Annotated in this window: 13 protein-coding genes and 1 pseudogene; 12 read left to right on the top strand and 2 right to left on the bottom strand. The window is 45.8% G+C overall.

Translation table 11 applies throughout. The features are described from left to right. Window positions 1–17: 17 nt before the first annotated feature. Complete coding sequence (locus tag AC58U0_RS29710) at window positions 18–854, bottom strand: AraC family transcriptional regulator (protein WP_497382448.1); 837 nt, start codon at window positions 852–854, stop codon at window positions 18–20. 134 nt (window positions 855–988) lie between these two features. Between AC58U0_RS29710 and AC58U0_RS29705 the strand changes: the two genes are divergently transcribed. The 4 genes and pseudogenes from AC58U0_RS29705 (at window position 989) to AC58U0_RS29690 (ending at window position 4,234) form a co-directional block, all read left to right on the top strand. Beyond that, complete coding sequence (locus tag AC58U0_RS29705) at window positions 989–2,095, top strand: Gfo/Idh/MocA family protein (protein ID WP_497382447.1); 1,107 nt, start codon at window positions 989–991, stop codon at window positions 2,093–2,095. Then, window positions 2,092–2,889, top strand: coding sequence for a sugar phosphate isomerase/epimerase family protein (locus AC58U0_RS29700; RefSeq protein ID WP_497382446.1), 798 nt, complete (start codon window positions 2,092–2,094; stop codon window positions 2,887–2,889). Before AC58U0_RS29705 ends, AC58U0_RS29700 begins: the two co-directional genes overlap by 4 nt. A 29-nt stretch (window positions 2,890–2,918) precedes the next feature. Next, window positions 2,919–3,162 (top strand): annotated as a pseudogene (locus AC58U0_RS29695) (hypothetical protein). Window positions 3,163–3,355: 193 nt separating this feature from the next. Then, window positions 3,356–4,234 (top strand): GNAT family N-acetyltransferase, encoded by an 879-nt coding sequence (locus AC58U0_RS29690; protein WP_497382445.1) that lies wholly within the window; start codon window positions 3,356–3,358, stop codon window positions 4,232–4,234. A gap of 4 nt (window positions 4,235–4,238) precedes the next feature. Here AC58U0_RS29690 and AC58U0_RS29685 read toward each other — a convergent pair whose 3' ends face one another. Further along, window positions 4,239–4,676: a DUF6376 family protein gene (locus tag AC58U0_RS29685; protein ID WP_497382444.1), complete on the bottom strand. Its 438-nt coding sequence runs from the start codon at window positions 4,674–4,676 to the stop codon at window positions 4,239–4,241. Window positions 4,677–4,930: 254 nt separating this feature from the next. Between AC58U0_RS29685 and AC58U0_RS29680 the strand changes: the two genes are divergently transcribed. From AC58U0_RS29680 to AC58U0_RS29645, 8 genes are all read left to right on the top strand, one after another. Next, a complete protein-coding gene (locus tag AC58U0_RS29680) occupies window positions 4,931–6,142 on the top strand; it encodes an ROK family transcriptional regulator (RefSeq protein WP_497382443.1) in 1,212 nt (403 codons plus the stop codon). Beyond that, window positions 6,129–7,259, top strand: coding sequence for an extracellular solute-binding protein (locus AC58U0_RS29675; RefSeq protein WP_497382442.1), 1,131 nt, complete (start codon window positions 6,129–6,131; stop codon window positions 7,257–7,259). The genes AC58U0_RS29680 and AC58U0_RS29675 overlap by 14 nt, the downstream gene beginning before the upstream one ends. Window positions 7,260–7,324: 65 nt before the next feature. Further along, entirely contained in the window at window positions 7,325–8,407 is a 1,083-nt protein-coding gene (locus AC58U0_RS29670) for an ABC transporter ATP-binding protein (protein WP_497382441.1), read from the top strand. Window positions 8,408–8,422: 15 nt separating this feature from the next. Then, window positions 8,423–10,153: an ABC transporter permease gene (locus tag AC58U0_RS29665; protein ID WP_497382440.1), complete on the top strand. Its 1,731-nt coding sequence runs from the start codon at window positions 8,423–8,425 to the stop codon at window positions 10,151–10,153. Between the two features lie 180 nt (window positions 10,154–10,333). Next, window positions 10,334–12,781 carry an NEW3 domain-containing protein gene (locus tag AC58U0_RS29660; protein ID WP_497382469.1) on the top strand — a complete coding sequence of 816 codons (2,448 nt, stop codon included), beginning with the start codon at window positions 10,334–10,336 and terminating at the stop codon, window positions 12,779–12,781. Between the two features lie 62 nt (window positions 12,782–12,843). Then, window positions 12,844–13,605 carry a creatininase family protein gene (locus AC58U0_RS29655; RefSeq protein WP_497382439.1) on the top strand — a complete coding sequence of 254 codons (762 nt, stop codon included), beginning with the start codon at window positions 12,844–12,846 and terminating at the stop codon, window positions 13,603–13,605. A 4-nt stretch (window positions 13,606–13,609) separates the two neighbouring features. Continuing rightward, window positions 13,610–15,118 (top strand): argininosuccinate lyase, encoded by a 1,509-nt coding sequence (gene argH, locus AC58U0_RS29650; protein WP_497382438.1) that lies wholly within the window; start codon window positions 13,610–13,612, stop codon window positions 15,116–15,118. Then, window positions 15,118–16,104, top strand: coding sequence for an N-acetylglucosamine kinase (locus tag AC58U0_RS29645; RefSeq protein WP_497382437.1), 987 nt, complete (start codon window positions 15,118–15,120; stop codon window positions 16,102–16,104). Before argH ends, AC58U0_RS29645 begins: the two co-directional genes overlap by 1 nt. Window positions 16,105–16,106 lie beyond the last annotated feature (2 nt).

The following is a 16,106-nucleotide window of genomic DNA, read 5'->3' as shown; positions in this document are numbered from 1 at the left end:
GGCCTTTTTCTATATACCTAAGTCACCAGATAAGACCGATTTCGATAGTCTCGGGGAGAGCAGCCGGCGTAGGCTCTGAATTGCTTATTAAAAGAACTCAATGACTGAAAACCGCTTCTTTCAGCGATTTCGATGATCGAATACTCTGATGTGCGGAGTAAATCCATGGCCGACTGAATCCGCAGCTGATTCACAAAATCATGCGGCGACAAGCCCGTAAGTGATCGAAACTCGCGATAATAGAACGAGCGCCCGACACCCGCCCGACGGGCAAGCTCATCGCCGTCAAGTGCCTCCAGGTAATGGTTAAGAATATATCCGACGGATTCTGCTATCGCGTTCGTTCCTCTCGGAGCCGCTTGCTCCATTTGATCGCTAAAGAATCCGTCCACTTGTAATAAAATATCTATCAAGTGCATGTACTGATGCGTAACCCATGCCGTTTGCCCTTGCTCCTGTGCTTCCGCAGCGGAACGCGCAGCTTTTGCAATTGCCTTGGCGTAAGTCGTATCCCCCGGAATGAGCGGGGACATACCTCGCCCAGCATAAAACGGCATTAGCAACCGGCTGCCATCGGGAAGCTTCAAAACCGGTGAGGGTGTAAAAAGCACTAGGATCGCTTCGAATGGTTGATCTGGATGCGCATAGCTCCAGTGCGGTTCGAAAGGTCGACACAGGAACACGTCTCCCGGTTGACCGTGATAGATGCGATCACCGAATCGGTACTCCAACTCATGATCTAGCAGCACGCCGATTTCCAAGCAATCATGGACATGCAGATCGTGTTCCTCATCTGATCCCCATACGCGGCTAAAGGCAAAAGAGCGTGTCAGCCGCAGCTGCTCCACATACATCCAAATCCCCCCCCAAGTCATTATACCTTTTTCTGTTCGTGGACAAAATGACAAGTTTGCTGCGCATTTTGAAGAGAATCGCAATTTCGTGATGTGATACATTAGGGTCATATTCGAAAATGGAGGTTATCTTTATGCGCTTGTATTTAATTGGAGCCGGTGTCATAGCACGAACGCATGCTGAGGCAGCAGCCAAGCTTCCTCAAGCGGTCGAGCTTCGGGTAGCTGACCCGAATGAGGAAGCGCTGAAGTCGTTTCTCAGCAGCTTTCCAGAAAGCATTACGTTTGCGGATGCCGAGCAAATGCTATCCTCCGAACCGCCGCTTGAAGATGATATCGTGATCGTAGCTACGCCTCCATTTGCCCACTTGGAGGGGACGCGTCTTGCGTTGAAATCTGGTCGGCATACGCTATGCGAAAAGCCGTTCGCCATGAACGATGAAGAAGCGGAAGAGATGCTTCTTCTGGCAGAAGCAGAAGGAAAGCTGCTTGGCTGCTGCAGTGTACGTTATAAGGGCATGCTCCATAACGAAGCTGTTAAGAATGTCATTCGATCTGGCGCGCTTGGCGATATCTATCACGCTACGTTCGTTAACAAATGGACACGCAGTCGTGCAGGAATCGAGTACCAGCCAGCAAGCCGTTGGTTTCTCGACAAAAGCAAAAGTGGCGGCGGCATTCTCATGGACTGGGGACCCTATGATTTTGCCACCTTAATCGATGTGCTGGATCCTGCTGAAATTGAGGTTAGCAGCGCTTGGACGGCGAAGCCCCAAACAGCCGCAGATCCTCAAGATGTCGTGTACGATGTTGAGCACCATGTGGGTGCGCAATTAACGTTTCGGTCTCGTTCAAATGCCCGTCCAATCGCTGTTCATTACGAAAGAGGCACGTGCACTCACGGGAGTGAGCAGTTTATCGGCGAAATTGAGGGCACACTCGGTGCTCTCCGCTGGACGCCATTTGACTCGCGTCAACCGGTTCTTTTCAGGAAAGACCATGATGGGGTTGTTGTGGAAGAAATTGTAGACCCGGGGCCACGTGGACCTTACACTGTCATGGATCACCCGCTTGTACATTTCTATAACCAAGTCAACGCTTTGCCGTCACATGCGAACGTAGGTCGGAGAGCCGTCGATCATTTCCTATGTATTGGTGCCTTATATAAATGTGCAATTTCCGGAGAAAAGCAGTTAGTGACTGTAGCGCCGGCAACAGATGCAAGGGAGGCTTCTGAATGAATATTCGCGGCTTTTCGAGCAACATGTATGGTTGGTTTGAACGATGGAAGTCAGATGGGAAGGAGCCAGTGTGGGACGATTTGTACCGTGCCTGCGCTGAAGCGGGTCTTGACGCTGTCGAGACGGATGCAACACCTGAGAAGCTGGCACTAGTCCGTGCTTACGGACTAACGGTTTCAGCTTCCTATATCGGTCTTTCTCTACATGGCGAGTATGCAGACCTTGAAGCGGAAGTTCTTCCTTATGCAGAACGGCTCGCCGCTGCGGGCGGTACCGATCTGCTCGTCAACGCTGACCCCTATGGCGGTTGGAAGCATCCGCTGCCAAAGCCGGAGGAGCTTGTCCAGCGACAAGGAGACAACTTGTCTCGTCTTGCCGACAAGCTAAGCCCATTTGGACTGCAGCTCTCGCTGCACAATCATGCGGCGGATCGCCATAATGCTGAGGCTGATTTGCTCTCTGTCGTGCAGTTCGCCGACAAAGCTGTTGGCCTTTGCGTTGATACGGGCTGGGCGCATGTAGCAGGCTGTGATCCGGTTGCTTGGGTGCGTTCATATCCTGAACGCATCAAAGCATTTCACCTGCGCAACCAACGTGGCCGCGTTCCGGTCGAGGACGTGACCGAAGGGGAAATTGACATGCGGGCCTTGTTGGAAGCAGCAGCTCATGCAAACTATGGAGGTTGGATAGCACTCGAGCTATGGCATCCGCCAGAAACGAACCCTGCGCGTACGATGACCGAGGACGTGCAGCGGTCCATCGCTTTTTTACGGGAGATAGTGGGAAAACTGTAGGGGAAATGATTCGATTCTATCAAATGACTATGGATTTAGTAACAGTTGAGGTGAAAATATGGCAGTTGTTAATTGCCAGGGATCAGGATGTTGCATTTTTGGCAAGGCTGCTTCGTGCGGAAGCTGAAGGTGAAGGCGAACCGGGCATGATGATGGTCGGAAATGTAGGGCCCTTCTACATGGTATAATCAGCCTTATATAGGGCGTTATAAGAAGCATTGCTTTTATCAACCATTAGGAAAAGAATGCGAAAATATTTATAAAACGTACTGAAACAAATACAAACCAATAGGAGCTGAAAGGCTCCTTTTTTAACATAATAGTAAGTATAAGTTGTTTAGAGATGGTCTTGCTCTACAATTTTTGCTTAGCGGTGAGGAAACCGACTATAAATCCATAATTAATGAGATGGAAAAGAAGATATTCCGATATATCATAGGATAATTCACTATGGAGGTAGAGGATTATGTTTTTCAAAAAAATGAGCGAATTGTCGGCTGACGACATGGTTTCGTTGTGGAATAAGGGATTCGAAGGATATTTCATAAATAGTACACTGAACTTGGACAAATTTCTTTCAAGAACTGTCAACGAAGGGCTCTCACTAGAGCATTCCTTAGTCGTGTATGAAAATAGTGAACCTATTGGCTTCGTGATGAATGGGTTCCGTGTCATAGAAGGAAAGAAAGTGGCATGGAACGGGGGTACTGGCATTGCGTCTGAGCATAGGGGCAAAGGGATCGGAAAAAAACTAATGGAAAGAAACCTCCAATTGTATCGTGAACAAGGTGCGGATATCGCCTTGCTGGAGGCACTCATTCAAAACGAAGCAGCCAAAAAGCTGTATCAAAGTGTCGGCTTTGATATTACCGAGCAGCTAATCTGCTTCCAACATACAGAAGCTCTGGACGCAAGTCTCTTACAGCCAAACGCTCCTAGCCGATATGTTACGAAACGAGGACTGCCTGTAGAAGTCAAAGGACTGTCTTTCTACAGACATTTGTCAGCGTGGCAAACACAATGGGCCAGTTTGAAAGATGGGGAATCTATCATCATTTTCGATGAAGGAGATGAGGTGATTGGCTACGCACTTTTTAAGCGTGTTTTCGGAGAAGACGGTAATCTGGCTACCATCGCTCTTTACCAATGTGAATCGATTCCGGGTCGAGAAGACACCGAAGATATCCTCAAAGCAGTATTAAGTGAAGTTTACGCACCTTTTTCTTCCGCTTGTAAGCGTATAACCATGAACATAAGAGATTCCAACAAAGAGCTCATTGGGGTATTAGAGCGTTTAGGATTTACTACATTTGTGGAACAAGTGCACATGATGCGTCAATTATAAGAACTTACGAGCCTAAATTTTTAATTCGATTGATTAAACCTGTTACATCATTGATTGTCGTTAAGATTTGAGAATTTTGAAGTTTATCAAGTGCCAAATGACCGTTCTCTACCACTTTATTTATCTCTTGTAACAGTACTTCATTTTTGTCTACCAATTGTTGATGAATATCCTTTGCAATCGTAGGAACACTTTTCAGATTAAATTGTTCTATTTCCGTTTTTAATTCGTTTAATTGATTTTCAAGTTCCTGTTTCGTTTCCGGATTCAAAGCAGCATCTTTCATCATTTGCGGTGCTTGTTCGGCAAAATTACTTAGTTTATTTATGTGTTGCGTAGCTTGATTTACATAGTCTATCGAGTTATTTGCTCCTTCTAATATAGAACACGCACTCAACATCATGGTTGCAAGAATTAGTAATAGTGACAACCATTTTTTCATGTTAATATCTCTCCTTTACCTGTTATTTTGCTGGCAGAATATAATTTTTGTTATTGATTTATTACGTTTTTTTAGAAATAGGGTTTCAAATTCAGAGGGGCTGCCTTATGGCAGTCCTTTTTTCCATTCATGCGCGGATAGGTGATTACAATCTCACTTTTTTATTGAAGTTGTACTTAATTCGATAAATCCATAATAAGTATCGTATTAGAAAACTTTGTTAGTCATTCTAACTATCAAAGGGGGTGAACAAGGTGCTTGGTCGCAACCAAACTGGAAATAGCAAGCTCGTGAAACAATTGAACAGACAAGAGATCCTGCGTAAGCTTCGGGAAAATAAGCGGGTTTCCAGAGCAGATTTAGCGAAGCTAACGGAGCTAAGCCGTCCATGCGTATCTGCGCTGGTAGATGAAATGATGAAGGAAGGGCTTATCCACGAAGTTGGTGTAGGTGAGTCCAAAGGCGGAAGGAAGCCGATCCTGCTTGAGTATAATTTTCAAGCTTATGGCGTAGTTGGAGCGATTTTTGAAGGTAGTACGCTGTATATGTCTATCGCTGATCTAAGTGGAGATTTGTTAGTTGATTACAACTTTCGCTTGCAACAACCAACGAATGGCGATATGGCCATTCGTTGTCTGGAATTGGGTTTACAGACGTTGCTTAGCCAGAGTGGGTTCGAGAAATCTCGTTTACTAGGTGTTGGCTTAGGCTTACCCGGAATTACACAGCGTCGCGATGGAACCGTGAGTTATGCGCCAAGCACAGGTTGGATGGGGTTACCGGTCAAACAGGAGATCGAAGAGCGATTAGGTCTACCTGTTGTCATTGATAATGACGTTAATTTGATGACATTAGGGGAGTTTCATAAGGGTGTCGGCAACGGAGTTAAGAATCAGGTCTATATGTATGTAGGGACGGGAATCGGCGCGGGAATCATCCTAGATGGCCAATTTTATAGAGGCTCGCGTGAAGCATCCGGAGAGATCGGATATATGATGGTGGGGCAGGCAAAGAAGCTTAACCGGGGTGAATATGGCGTTTTTGAAAGGAATTATTCCGTTCCAGTCATCCAAGAAAAAGCTAGAAAAGTGCTGCCTTCCTTTGTGGAAGAGCCGGGTGTGATTAAACAACTAATTCGTCATACGGAAGATGGCCACGTAGAGGCAGGGCGATTATTAAATGACATCTACAGACATTGGGCCTACGGAATCGCAAATATGGTCAGTATACTTGATCCTGAATTGTTGATTTTAAGCGGGGAGATGATTGACATCGAGGAAAGCGGTGTTGAGAAGATCCAAGGTATGCTGACGGAATGGGTTCCATACGTACCCCAAATCAAGTTGGCGGCTTTAGGTTACAAAGCGGGCATCATCGGGGCGATTCATAGTGTCCTAGAAGCTTTCCCCGTAGTAAATTCCAACAAAATATACCTTTCGGGAGGTTATGTGAATGAAAGCAAGTAAGGGGAATGTGTCCAGAATACTCGTAGGCACTCTTGTGAGCATTATGATGGTTGTGATTACAGCTTGCGGAGGCTCCGCGCCGAGCTCTGGAAATGCTAGTCCAATACCCACGGTGAAGCCTTCAGATAAACCTGTAGCTACGGAGGCACCCAAACCTGCAGAGAAGCAAAAACTTGTTATTTATACAGCTAGGGATAAAAGTGTTGTCGATGAAATTATTCCAAAATTCAATGCGAAGCATCCGGAAGTTGAGGTCGAGGTCTTAACGATGGGTGCGCAGCAGATTCTGGAGCGTGTGCGGGGAGAGAAGGCTAACCCTCAAGCAGATTTTTGGTGGGGGGGTACTCAATCCGGTCTGATGACTGCGGCGAACGAAGATCTCTTGGAAAGCTTTAAGCCAAGTTTCGCAGATAGCATACCAGCTTTGTATAAAGATGCTAAGGATCGTTGGTATGGTGAAATGCTGCTGCCCGAAGTGATCATGTACAACTCCAAAGCACTTAAGCAGGAGGATGCACCTAAAGATTGGGACGCACTTCTTGATCCTAAATATAAAGGTAAAATCATTATCCGAGGCGTACTTGCATCGGGAACGATGAGAACGATTTATTCCGCTATGATTTTCAAAGAAGGTGCCGCTGATCCTAAAAAAGGGTATGACTGGCTGAAGAAGCTGGATGCCAATACAAAGGAATATGCGCAGGATCCTACTAACCTTTACTTAAAATTAGCCCGTGAAGAAGGAACACTTTCGCTCTGGAATTTGCAGGACATTATGATTCAGAAGCATTTGAAAAATCAGCCGTTTGATTTTATTTATCCAGCTAGCGGGGCACCTATCCTAGTTGACGGCGTAGGAATGGTGAAAAATGCCAAAAGCAAAGAAGCTGCGAAGAAATTTTATGAATTTCTTTTCGACTCAAAGCTTCGTATAGAGCTTGCCGATAAATTGTTCCAAATTCCTACACGTACGGATATTAGCAAAGACTCACTTCCAGCTTGGTTGAAAGGCATTGAACTTAAACCAATGAATCTCGACTGGACCGTCATGGCTGAAAAAGAGAAAGATTGGATGCAGTATTGGGATGAGAGCATTAAAGGTAAAGGCGGGAAATAAGCGAAATATCCGTTCGGGTAGAGATAGCTCCTTTACCCGAACTCAAAGTAAGGGGGGTACTGTACGTGATCGAAGTCGCTCTAGAACATGTAACCAAGCAATTTGGGAAAGTATCGGGTGTTCAGGATGTGCATATTCGGATTAAGCCCGGTGAATTCTTTACTTTCCTTGGTCCTAGCGGATGCGGAAAAACAACAACTTTGAGAATGATTGCCGGTTTTTACTATCCAACCTCTGGGCGTATCGTATTTGGCAATCAAGATGTAACGACAGTGCCGCCCCACAAGCGCAATACGGGAATGGTGTTTCAGAACTATGCTTTATTTCCCCATCTGACGGTATTTGAGAATGTGGCCTTTGGTCTTCAAGTTAGAAAACGACCGAAAGAAGAACGTCTCCGAAGGGTAGAACGCGCCTTACAGCAAGTACACTTACAGGGTTACGGAAATCGGCGTATTGACCAATTATCAGGCGGTCAGCAGCAGCGTGTTGCACTAGCCAGAGCACTTGTTATTGAGCCGAATATTTTACTTCTAGATGAGCCTTTATCCAACTTAGATGCCAAACTGCGGGAAGAAACACGCTTGGAGATTAAAAGGCTGCAGCTTGAATCAGGCATTACAACCATTTACGTGACGCATGATCAAGCTGAGGCCATGGCGATGTCGGATCGGATTATGGTCATGCAGGGCGGCGTTGTACAGCAGGTTGGAAAGCCGGAGGAAATCTACAACCGACCTATTAATCGTTTTGTCGCTTCTTTTATTGGTGAGTCTAATCTGTGGAACGGAACCGTGGAGCGAATAGAAGGAGATCAGGTCTTTGTAAGAGTTTCACCCGATCTTGTTCTATGCGGGTTGGTGAGTCATTCGGCACCTAATCGTCACTTGGCAGTGGGCGCACAAACCACTCTGTCTATCCGTCCTGAGGCAGTACGCGAGGCACAACCAGAATCTTCACTATCGGAGAACACATTCCTAGCTAAAGTTGTCATCGCAGAATTCACCGGGGTGAATGTCAATTATTTGACGGACGTATCCAATAAGCCCCTGAAAGCGATGTTCGTCAATCAAGGTCACCAAGTACGACAGCGTGACGATGCACTCGCGTTGCATATACCAAAGGAAAGCATTTACTTTCTAGAATAGGCGGAGGATGAGAATATGACCTTCAAGAAACCAGAATCTCATCAACCAGTGATCAAACGACCATCCATCACTGCTTCGCCTCATTTCGTATATGTATTAATCGCTCCCTTGTTTCTGATACTGCTGGGCTATGTGCTCTTTCCGCTGTATCAGACCTTCATTCAGAGCATTCAAATGGAAGGTAATCTTACTTTTAAAAATTATGCGCGGTTCTTCAGCTTGGAGCATACCGCCAATTTGGAAGCCCTCTGGACCAGTGTATATATCTCTGTACTAAGTGTAGTGACATGCGCGATTGTCGGAGTCACCATGGCTTTCCTATTGGAACGCTATGAGTTTCCAGGCCGCAAAGCGCTGACTGTGCTTGCCATGGTGCCGATGGCGCTGCCACCGCTGGTAGGTGTGCTTTCATTTACTTTTCTATATGGAGAAAGCGGTATTATTCCGCGGACGCTCAAGCTTTGGTTTGAGATGGACCACGTGCCGTTCTCGCTAAAAGGTGTATGGGGCGTTCTCATGGTTCATACCTTTACGATGTACACCTATTTCTATATGACCGCTTCCGCTGCGATCAAGGGGCTCGACCCCTCACTGGAGGAAGCAGCTGCAAGTCTTGGAGCCGGACGTCTTTATATCTGGCGGAGAATCATATTACCCATGCTCACCCCAGCTATCGTGGCTTCGTCCTTGCTTGTCTTCATGATTGCCATGGCTTCTTATACGGCTCCTCTCATCTTCGGAATCGACAGAACGATGACGATGCAAATTTATTTGTCCCGAACAAACGGAAATTTGGATATGGCAGCTACGCAATCTACCTTATTATCCATTGTTTCCATCCTATTTCTCATTATTATGCGTTGGTATCAGGGCTTGAGAAATTACCAGAACTTGAGCAAAGGAGTTAGTGTACATCGGACAGAGGTCAAGAGTGCATGGGGGAAATATACAGCTATGGTCCTCTCCACGATAGGCGTCATCATTCTGCTCCTGCCTATTCTGGTATTGATTCTCATATCCTTTTCCACGGATGGTACATGGACGACACAAATACTGCCGCCAGAATATACATTTAGTCATTATGTGGAATTGTTTACTGACAGCAAAACATGGCGTCCTATTGCTAACAGCTTCAAAATGAGCTTTGTTGCAACGGTTGGCAATGTGATATTCGGTGTGGCTGCTGCCTATGCGATCGTTCGACTGAAATTTAAAGGGAAGACATTGCTTGATGTGTTTATTATGCTCCCTTGGGCATTACCAGGAACGGTAGTAGGGATTAATTTAATTACTGCTTTCAGTACTCCGTCTGCCTACAGTTTTGGTCAAGTTCTTGTGGGAACTTTCTGGATCTTGCCGCTAGCCTACTTTGTGCGTCATCTACCGCTTGTGTTCCGTTCAACGTCGGCTACGCTTATGCAGATGGATCCTTCAATCGAAGAGGCAGCCCGTAATCTAGGAGCTTCGTGGTGGTATAGCTTTCGTCGAATCGTTTTCCCCTTGTCGCTTAGCGGGATTCTAGCGGGAACTTTATTGGCCTTCGTAACAGGCATTGGTGAGTTCGTATCATCGATTCTGTTGTTTACATCTAAAACAGCCCCGATTTCGGTGGAAATTTTCCAAAGAATGTATGCATTTGAATTCGGAACCGCTTGCGCCTATGGCGTACTTCAGATCATCCTCATCATCATTGTTCTCTTTATTTCTAAAAAATTGACCGGTGACAAAGCGGGTACAGCTGTGTAAAGGATGATCATTCTGCGGGAGGGTTCAAGACCGCTGCTTGATACTAGCGGGAAATTGGTTATTCCCGCTCAACTCTCAGAGGTGTTATAAGGAGGAGTAAAAGTGAAGAAAGCTACATGGAGGAAAGTGTTTACGAGTGTCACTAGCGTTGCCGTATTAGGTACCTTGCTGTTTCCTAGCATGGCGCAGCCGGTCAGCGCTGACAGAGGCGTAGTTGATCTCTGGAAATCGATTAAACCTCTCACGACCATCGCGAGCGCTATGAACACAGGAGCTCACCCTGACGATGAACACAGCGCTATGCTTGCCTATCTTTCATTAGGAAGAGGGGTTAATACGTTAAGTGTCATTGCAAACCGTGGGGAAGGAGGCCAGAATGAGATCGGCAGTGAACTAGGTAATGCGCTAGGCATTATACGAACACGCGAACTGCAGGAAGCTTCCAAAATCACGAATGTCACTTTGGGTATGTTAAGCGAGCAAATTAATGATCCTATATTTGACTTCGGTTTTTCAAAAAGCCCCGATGAAACACTGCAGAAGTGGGGAGATTCGGTGGTCTATGAAAGACTTATTCGGAAAATCCGGGAGTTGCGGCCTGACGTAGTCATTCCTTCTTTCCTCAACGAAGAATCGACACATGGTCATCATCGGGCCATTAACGTCATAACCGTTCGTGCATTCAAGGATGCGGCTAACCCTGAGGTGTTTCCAGAACATTTGAAAAATGGCCTGCAGCCTTGGCAAATAAAGAAGCTATACCTTCCTGCCAATGATAAGGATTACAACGTGGCTGTACCTGTAGGAGATTACGACGAAATTTACGGCGCTTCTTATGTCCAATTGGGAGAAGAATCCCGTTTTATGCATAAGAGTCAAGGGATGGGAAGACATGTTGATGAAGGTTCAAGCTTCAACTATTACAAATTAAATTCATCGGTTAAATCCGAAAAAGAGAATGATTTCTTCGACGGCATTGCATTCTCCTTTGATGATTTGGCCAAAGAGATAGAAGCGAAGGGCAAAGATAACAAAGTGATCAAAGATTTACGAGCCCTCCATAAGGATGCGGAAGAAGTCATTAAAGCATACCCTGTTTTCTCTGACGTGGCGCGAGAGGTACAAGAAATGAAGGCGGATGTAGAAACGGCCTTGAGCGATGTGAATGCATCGACATTAGATGCAAGCGTCAAGACCGATTTGCTTTATCGCCTTCATGTGAAGGATGCTCAGCTGAATAAAGCAGGTATGGAAGCATCGTCGTTGGTTGTGAAGTTAAAACCGGAAACTGGCGAAATCGTTGCAGGTCAAACGGTCAAAATGGTAGTTTCTGCTTACAATGGCGGCAAGACCAACCTGAAGAACGTTGGGCTCGGGCTGAATGTGCCTGAGGGGTGGACGACAAAAGCAGTCGGAAACACAAAATTTGACCAACTTAGCTACAATCAGACGGTTTCTGCCACTTATGAGGTTCAAGTCCCTAGGGATGCTGTAGAGTTCCAGGTGTATCAACCATCTGTAGTAAGTGCAGATGTCTTGTATCAGTTAAATGGTGTTTCTGGAAAAATACGTGTTACCCCATCGAATCAAGTGGCTGTGCTCCCGGCTTTTGCTATGTCGTTGAGCCCTGAGGCTACAGTACTTAACACATTAAAGACCGAAGAGCCTCTTCCGGTCAAGGTTACGGTTCGCAACTACTCGCCAGGAGCTGCCAAAACGTCCATTTCCTTGAACGTCCCTAAGGATTGGAATGTAACACCTGCATCTCAAGAAATAAATTTCGCTGCAAAAGGTGAAACAAAGCCGGTTACGTTCCAAGTCAAAGCTCCTGCTGGAACAGCAGTTGGCAAATATACGGTAACAGCGGTAGCAACAAGCGGTAATGTTACCAGTAAGGAAAATGTACAAATTATCGACTATCCACATATCGGCAAAACCTACTTGCTTCAGCCAGCAGAATTAAAGATTCAGGCCTTTGATTTGAAGGTGCCTACAGGTCTGAAAGTGGGATATGTATCCAGTGGATTCGACAATATTGATCAGTACTTAACCCAATTTGGCGTGAACGTAACGAAACTCGATGACAAAGCGATCCAATCCGCTGACTTATCTCAATATGACACGATTGTATTGGGCATACGGGCATATGGTTTCCGTCCAGAACTGCTTTCGAGCAATCAAAGACTTCTCTCTTATGTGGAAAACGGCGGCAATCTAGTCGTTCAATATCATAAGCCGGAAGATAAATGGAAACCTGAGCTTGCTCCTTATCCGATAAAAATTGGTGAACCGTTAATTCAATGGCGTGTCACGGATGAGAATTCCAAAGTAACGATGCTAGCACCTGATCATCCGATCTTTACGACTCCTAATAAGATTACAGATGCAGATTGGAACAATTGGATTCAAGATCGTTCGGCTTACAACCCGTCTGAGTGGGGCAAAGAGTACACGCAGCTGATATCGAACGGCGATGCAGGGGAGAAGGAATTTACCGGAACGTTCCTAAGCGCTAAATACGGTAAGGGAACCTACACCTACAGTTCACTTGTATGGTATCGTGAAATTCCGAACCTTGTCCCTGGTTCTATTCGACTCTTCGTGAACATGATCAGCTTAAAGCAATAGGAATAACTGCAGAGGGAGGCCTGATGGGGCCTCCCGATTTAACAAACGGGGGAATCAAGCCCATGGATATTAGGGAAGTACACGGTCGCGATTTACAGACTGTATTAAAAGAAGTCCGATTTGCAGTGGTACCGCTCGGATCCATCGAATATCACGGTCCGCATTCACCTCTCGGTACGGATGTCATTCTAGCGAATGGTTTCGCTGAACGTCTCCATCCTGATTTGAAACCGCTCATTTATCCCGTCATCCCTTATACAGCTTGTCCTGGAAAGACCCGTCATTATCCAGGAACAATCTCCGTGAGTCCGTCTGTCATCACCGATTATTTATATGAAATTGTTGACGGGATTTGTCAGATGGGTATCCGAAATGTACTGTTGTTAAACGCGCATGATGGGAATATAGGTGTTTCCAGAACAGTAGCAGAAGCTATTACAGCAACCTATAAGGACGCTAGTGTTCTATTAGTGAACTGGTGGCAAATGGTATCAACGCAAAGTGCCAAAGAAGCTGGAATTTTTACAGGAACAACTGGCAGAGGCCATGGAGGCCCCTATGAAATGTCGGTTGTCAAAGCATTTCGACCGGATTTGGTTCACGTAATTGACAGTGATGTAGACCTAACAGCAAATCATTCACTTTCGAATCTGCCTTATGTATTAGTGGAAGGTAGTCCAGCAGGTTGGGATGGCTACACGGGGCATGTTGGGCAGACATCATTAGAAGCAGGGGAATGGATTATTGCAGAAGCAGTTACTAACTTACATCAATTACTTGAAAGCTGGTTACAGAAACCAGTAATGAAAGACGGAGGTGAATAGTTGAATGGGAAATCGTGAGTCGATTATGGAAGTTGAAGGTAAAGCATTTCCTGGTAAAACATATACAGAAGCTGTTCTAGAACCTGCTTACAATGAAGCCAAACAGCATCTATTGGATGCCATGATGGCCATTAATAAAGCTCATTTGATTATGTTGAAGGAGCAGCAGTTGATTTCACAAGATGAGGCAAGCCAGATTGCAAATGCTATTGTACATCTTGACCTTGATCTTCTACGCCAATCTAATTATTCGGGTGAGTTTGAGGATTTATTCTTTCAGGTGGAAAGTCAGCTGCAGCAGCACGCGGGCAATGTTGCGGGAAATTTGCATCTAGCGAAGAGCCGTAATGATATGGGTGTTACTATTTACCGCATGGTACTTAGGGAGAAGCTTCTGGTCACGATGCAATCCGGTTTAAAGTTACGTAAGCAGCTTCTGCAATTCGCAGAAGAGCATATTCATACGTTGATGATTGGCTATACACATACCCAGCAGGCGCAGCCAACGACCATGGCTCACTACATCATGGCTGTTGTTGACTCGCTTACGAGAGACATCCGTCGGATGACGGCCGCTTACAATAATTGTAACCGCAGTAGTATGGGAGCAGCTGCGCTTACAACGTCGGGTTTGCCTATTGATCGGAACCGAGTGAAAGAGCTTCTAGCCTTCGACGAGCTTGTAGAGAATTCCTATGATGCGATTGGCGGAGCGGATTATTTGGGAGAGGTTGCAACTTCTATTAAACTTGCAGCCATCAACCTGGGTCGAGTCGTTCAGGATTTATTGCTCTGGTGTACACAGGAGTTTGCCGCTATCAAGGTAGCCAGTCCTTATGTTCAGATCAGTTCCATCATGCCGCAAAAGCGAAATCCTGTTTCTCTAGAACATATGCGCGCCCTTCTTTCTAGCTGCGTAGGCAATGCGGATTCTGTGCTTGCGATGATGCATAATACGCCTTTCGGCGATATTGTTGATACCGAAGACGACATGCAGCCTTACGCCTGGAAATCTCTTGAACTCATGGACAAGATCTATCGACTTCTAGCCGTCGTAGTGGGGACTATGGATGTTAATAAAGAGGTGCTTCGTAAACGGACAGAAGGCAGTTTCGCTACCGTTACCGAACTGGCGGATACCTTAGTTAGAACGGACAAACTCTCCTTCCGAACTTCCCACCATATCGTAAGTTCAGTCGTAAAGAGAGCGATGTTAGAAGGATTAGCAGCGAACGAAGTTACATGGGAACTCGTCAATGAAGCAGCTAAGGAGATCATCGGTCGTAATTTGATAATGGATAGAGTCACATTGGCACAAGCCTTAGACCCTGAGAACTTTATTCAAATACGCTCCTTGCCAGGAGGACCAAGCCCTCAAGAGATGATTAGAATGATTCAACTACGTTGTAAGGATCAACTAGCTCTGGATCAATGGTTAACGGAATCGGATCATAAAAGCCGAACTGCGCTGCAGGTTTTGGATGAAGTCATGAGGGAGTGGGGGAACCCATAATGTCAGCAAAAAAGATTCCACTTCTTGCTGTGGACGGCGGAGGAACCAAAAGCCTGTGCTACTTCTTCGATGAGCAGGGTCAGATTCGAGGACAGGGTAGGTCAGGATCTTGTAATTATCAGGGGGTCGGTAAAGAAGCAGCCGTGAGGGAGCTTATCCAGGCGATTCGAAATGCTTTGGAGGACGGTAAATTAGTAGGGAATGGAGAGGTTGGCGAAACAGAATTAGAAACGGATTGTGCGGCTTTGGGGATCGCTGGTTTGGATACCGAATATGACCGCAGGATCATCCTAACGTTAGTTGAAGAGGCGCTGCAGCATTTACGTATACATGCCAAACGTTTAATTATTGAAAATGACGGCTTCGCAGCATTACTGGGAGCAACGAATGGTCAACCAGGCATTCTAATGATTGCTGGAACAGGATCTATCGTTTATGGCGTTAATGATCAAGGCGTGGTTGCCAGAGCAGGAGGGTGGGGACATCGAGTTGGAGATGAGGGAAGCGGGTATTGGATAGGTAAACAAGCGATCATTCACATTTTGAAAACATGGGATGGACGGGCGGCCCCGAACAAACTGGCTGAGCTAATCTTACCTTATTTGGATCTAAAAGATCCCGAGGATTTGTTTAATTGGACATACAACTCGAGCTATTCTGTGGAAAAAGTAGCTGAATTGTCCAGTCTCGTCTCACAAGCACATACGCAGGGCGATCAAGTGGCTAAGTCCATTATGATTCAGGCAGCCGAACAGTTATTTACTTGTGCTAAGGCCGTCATTGAGCGAATAAATTTATATAGACAACCTTTTCAAATTATTTTGCAAGGCGGCGTACTACAAAACAATGCGTTTGTGAGGGAATATGTAACGAGCCAATTCAACACCTTTGCGCCATTCGGACAAATCGAAAACAAGAATAAGGAGCCTATATTTGGAGTGATGGCTCTTGCTCTAGATCACTATCAGAAATTTCATGATGGATGATT

This window comes from Paenibacillus sp. J31P190 (assembly GCF_059692075.1).
The sequence above is the reverse complement of the archived record's forward strand: the minus strand, read 5'-3'. Positions and strand labels throughout refer to the sequence as shown.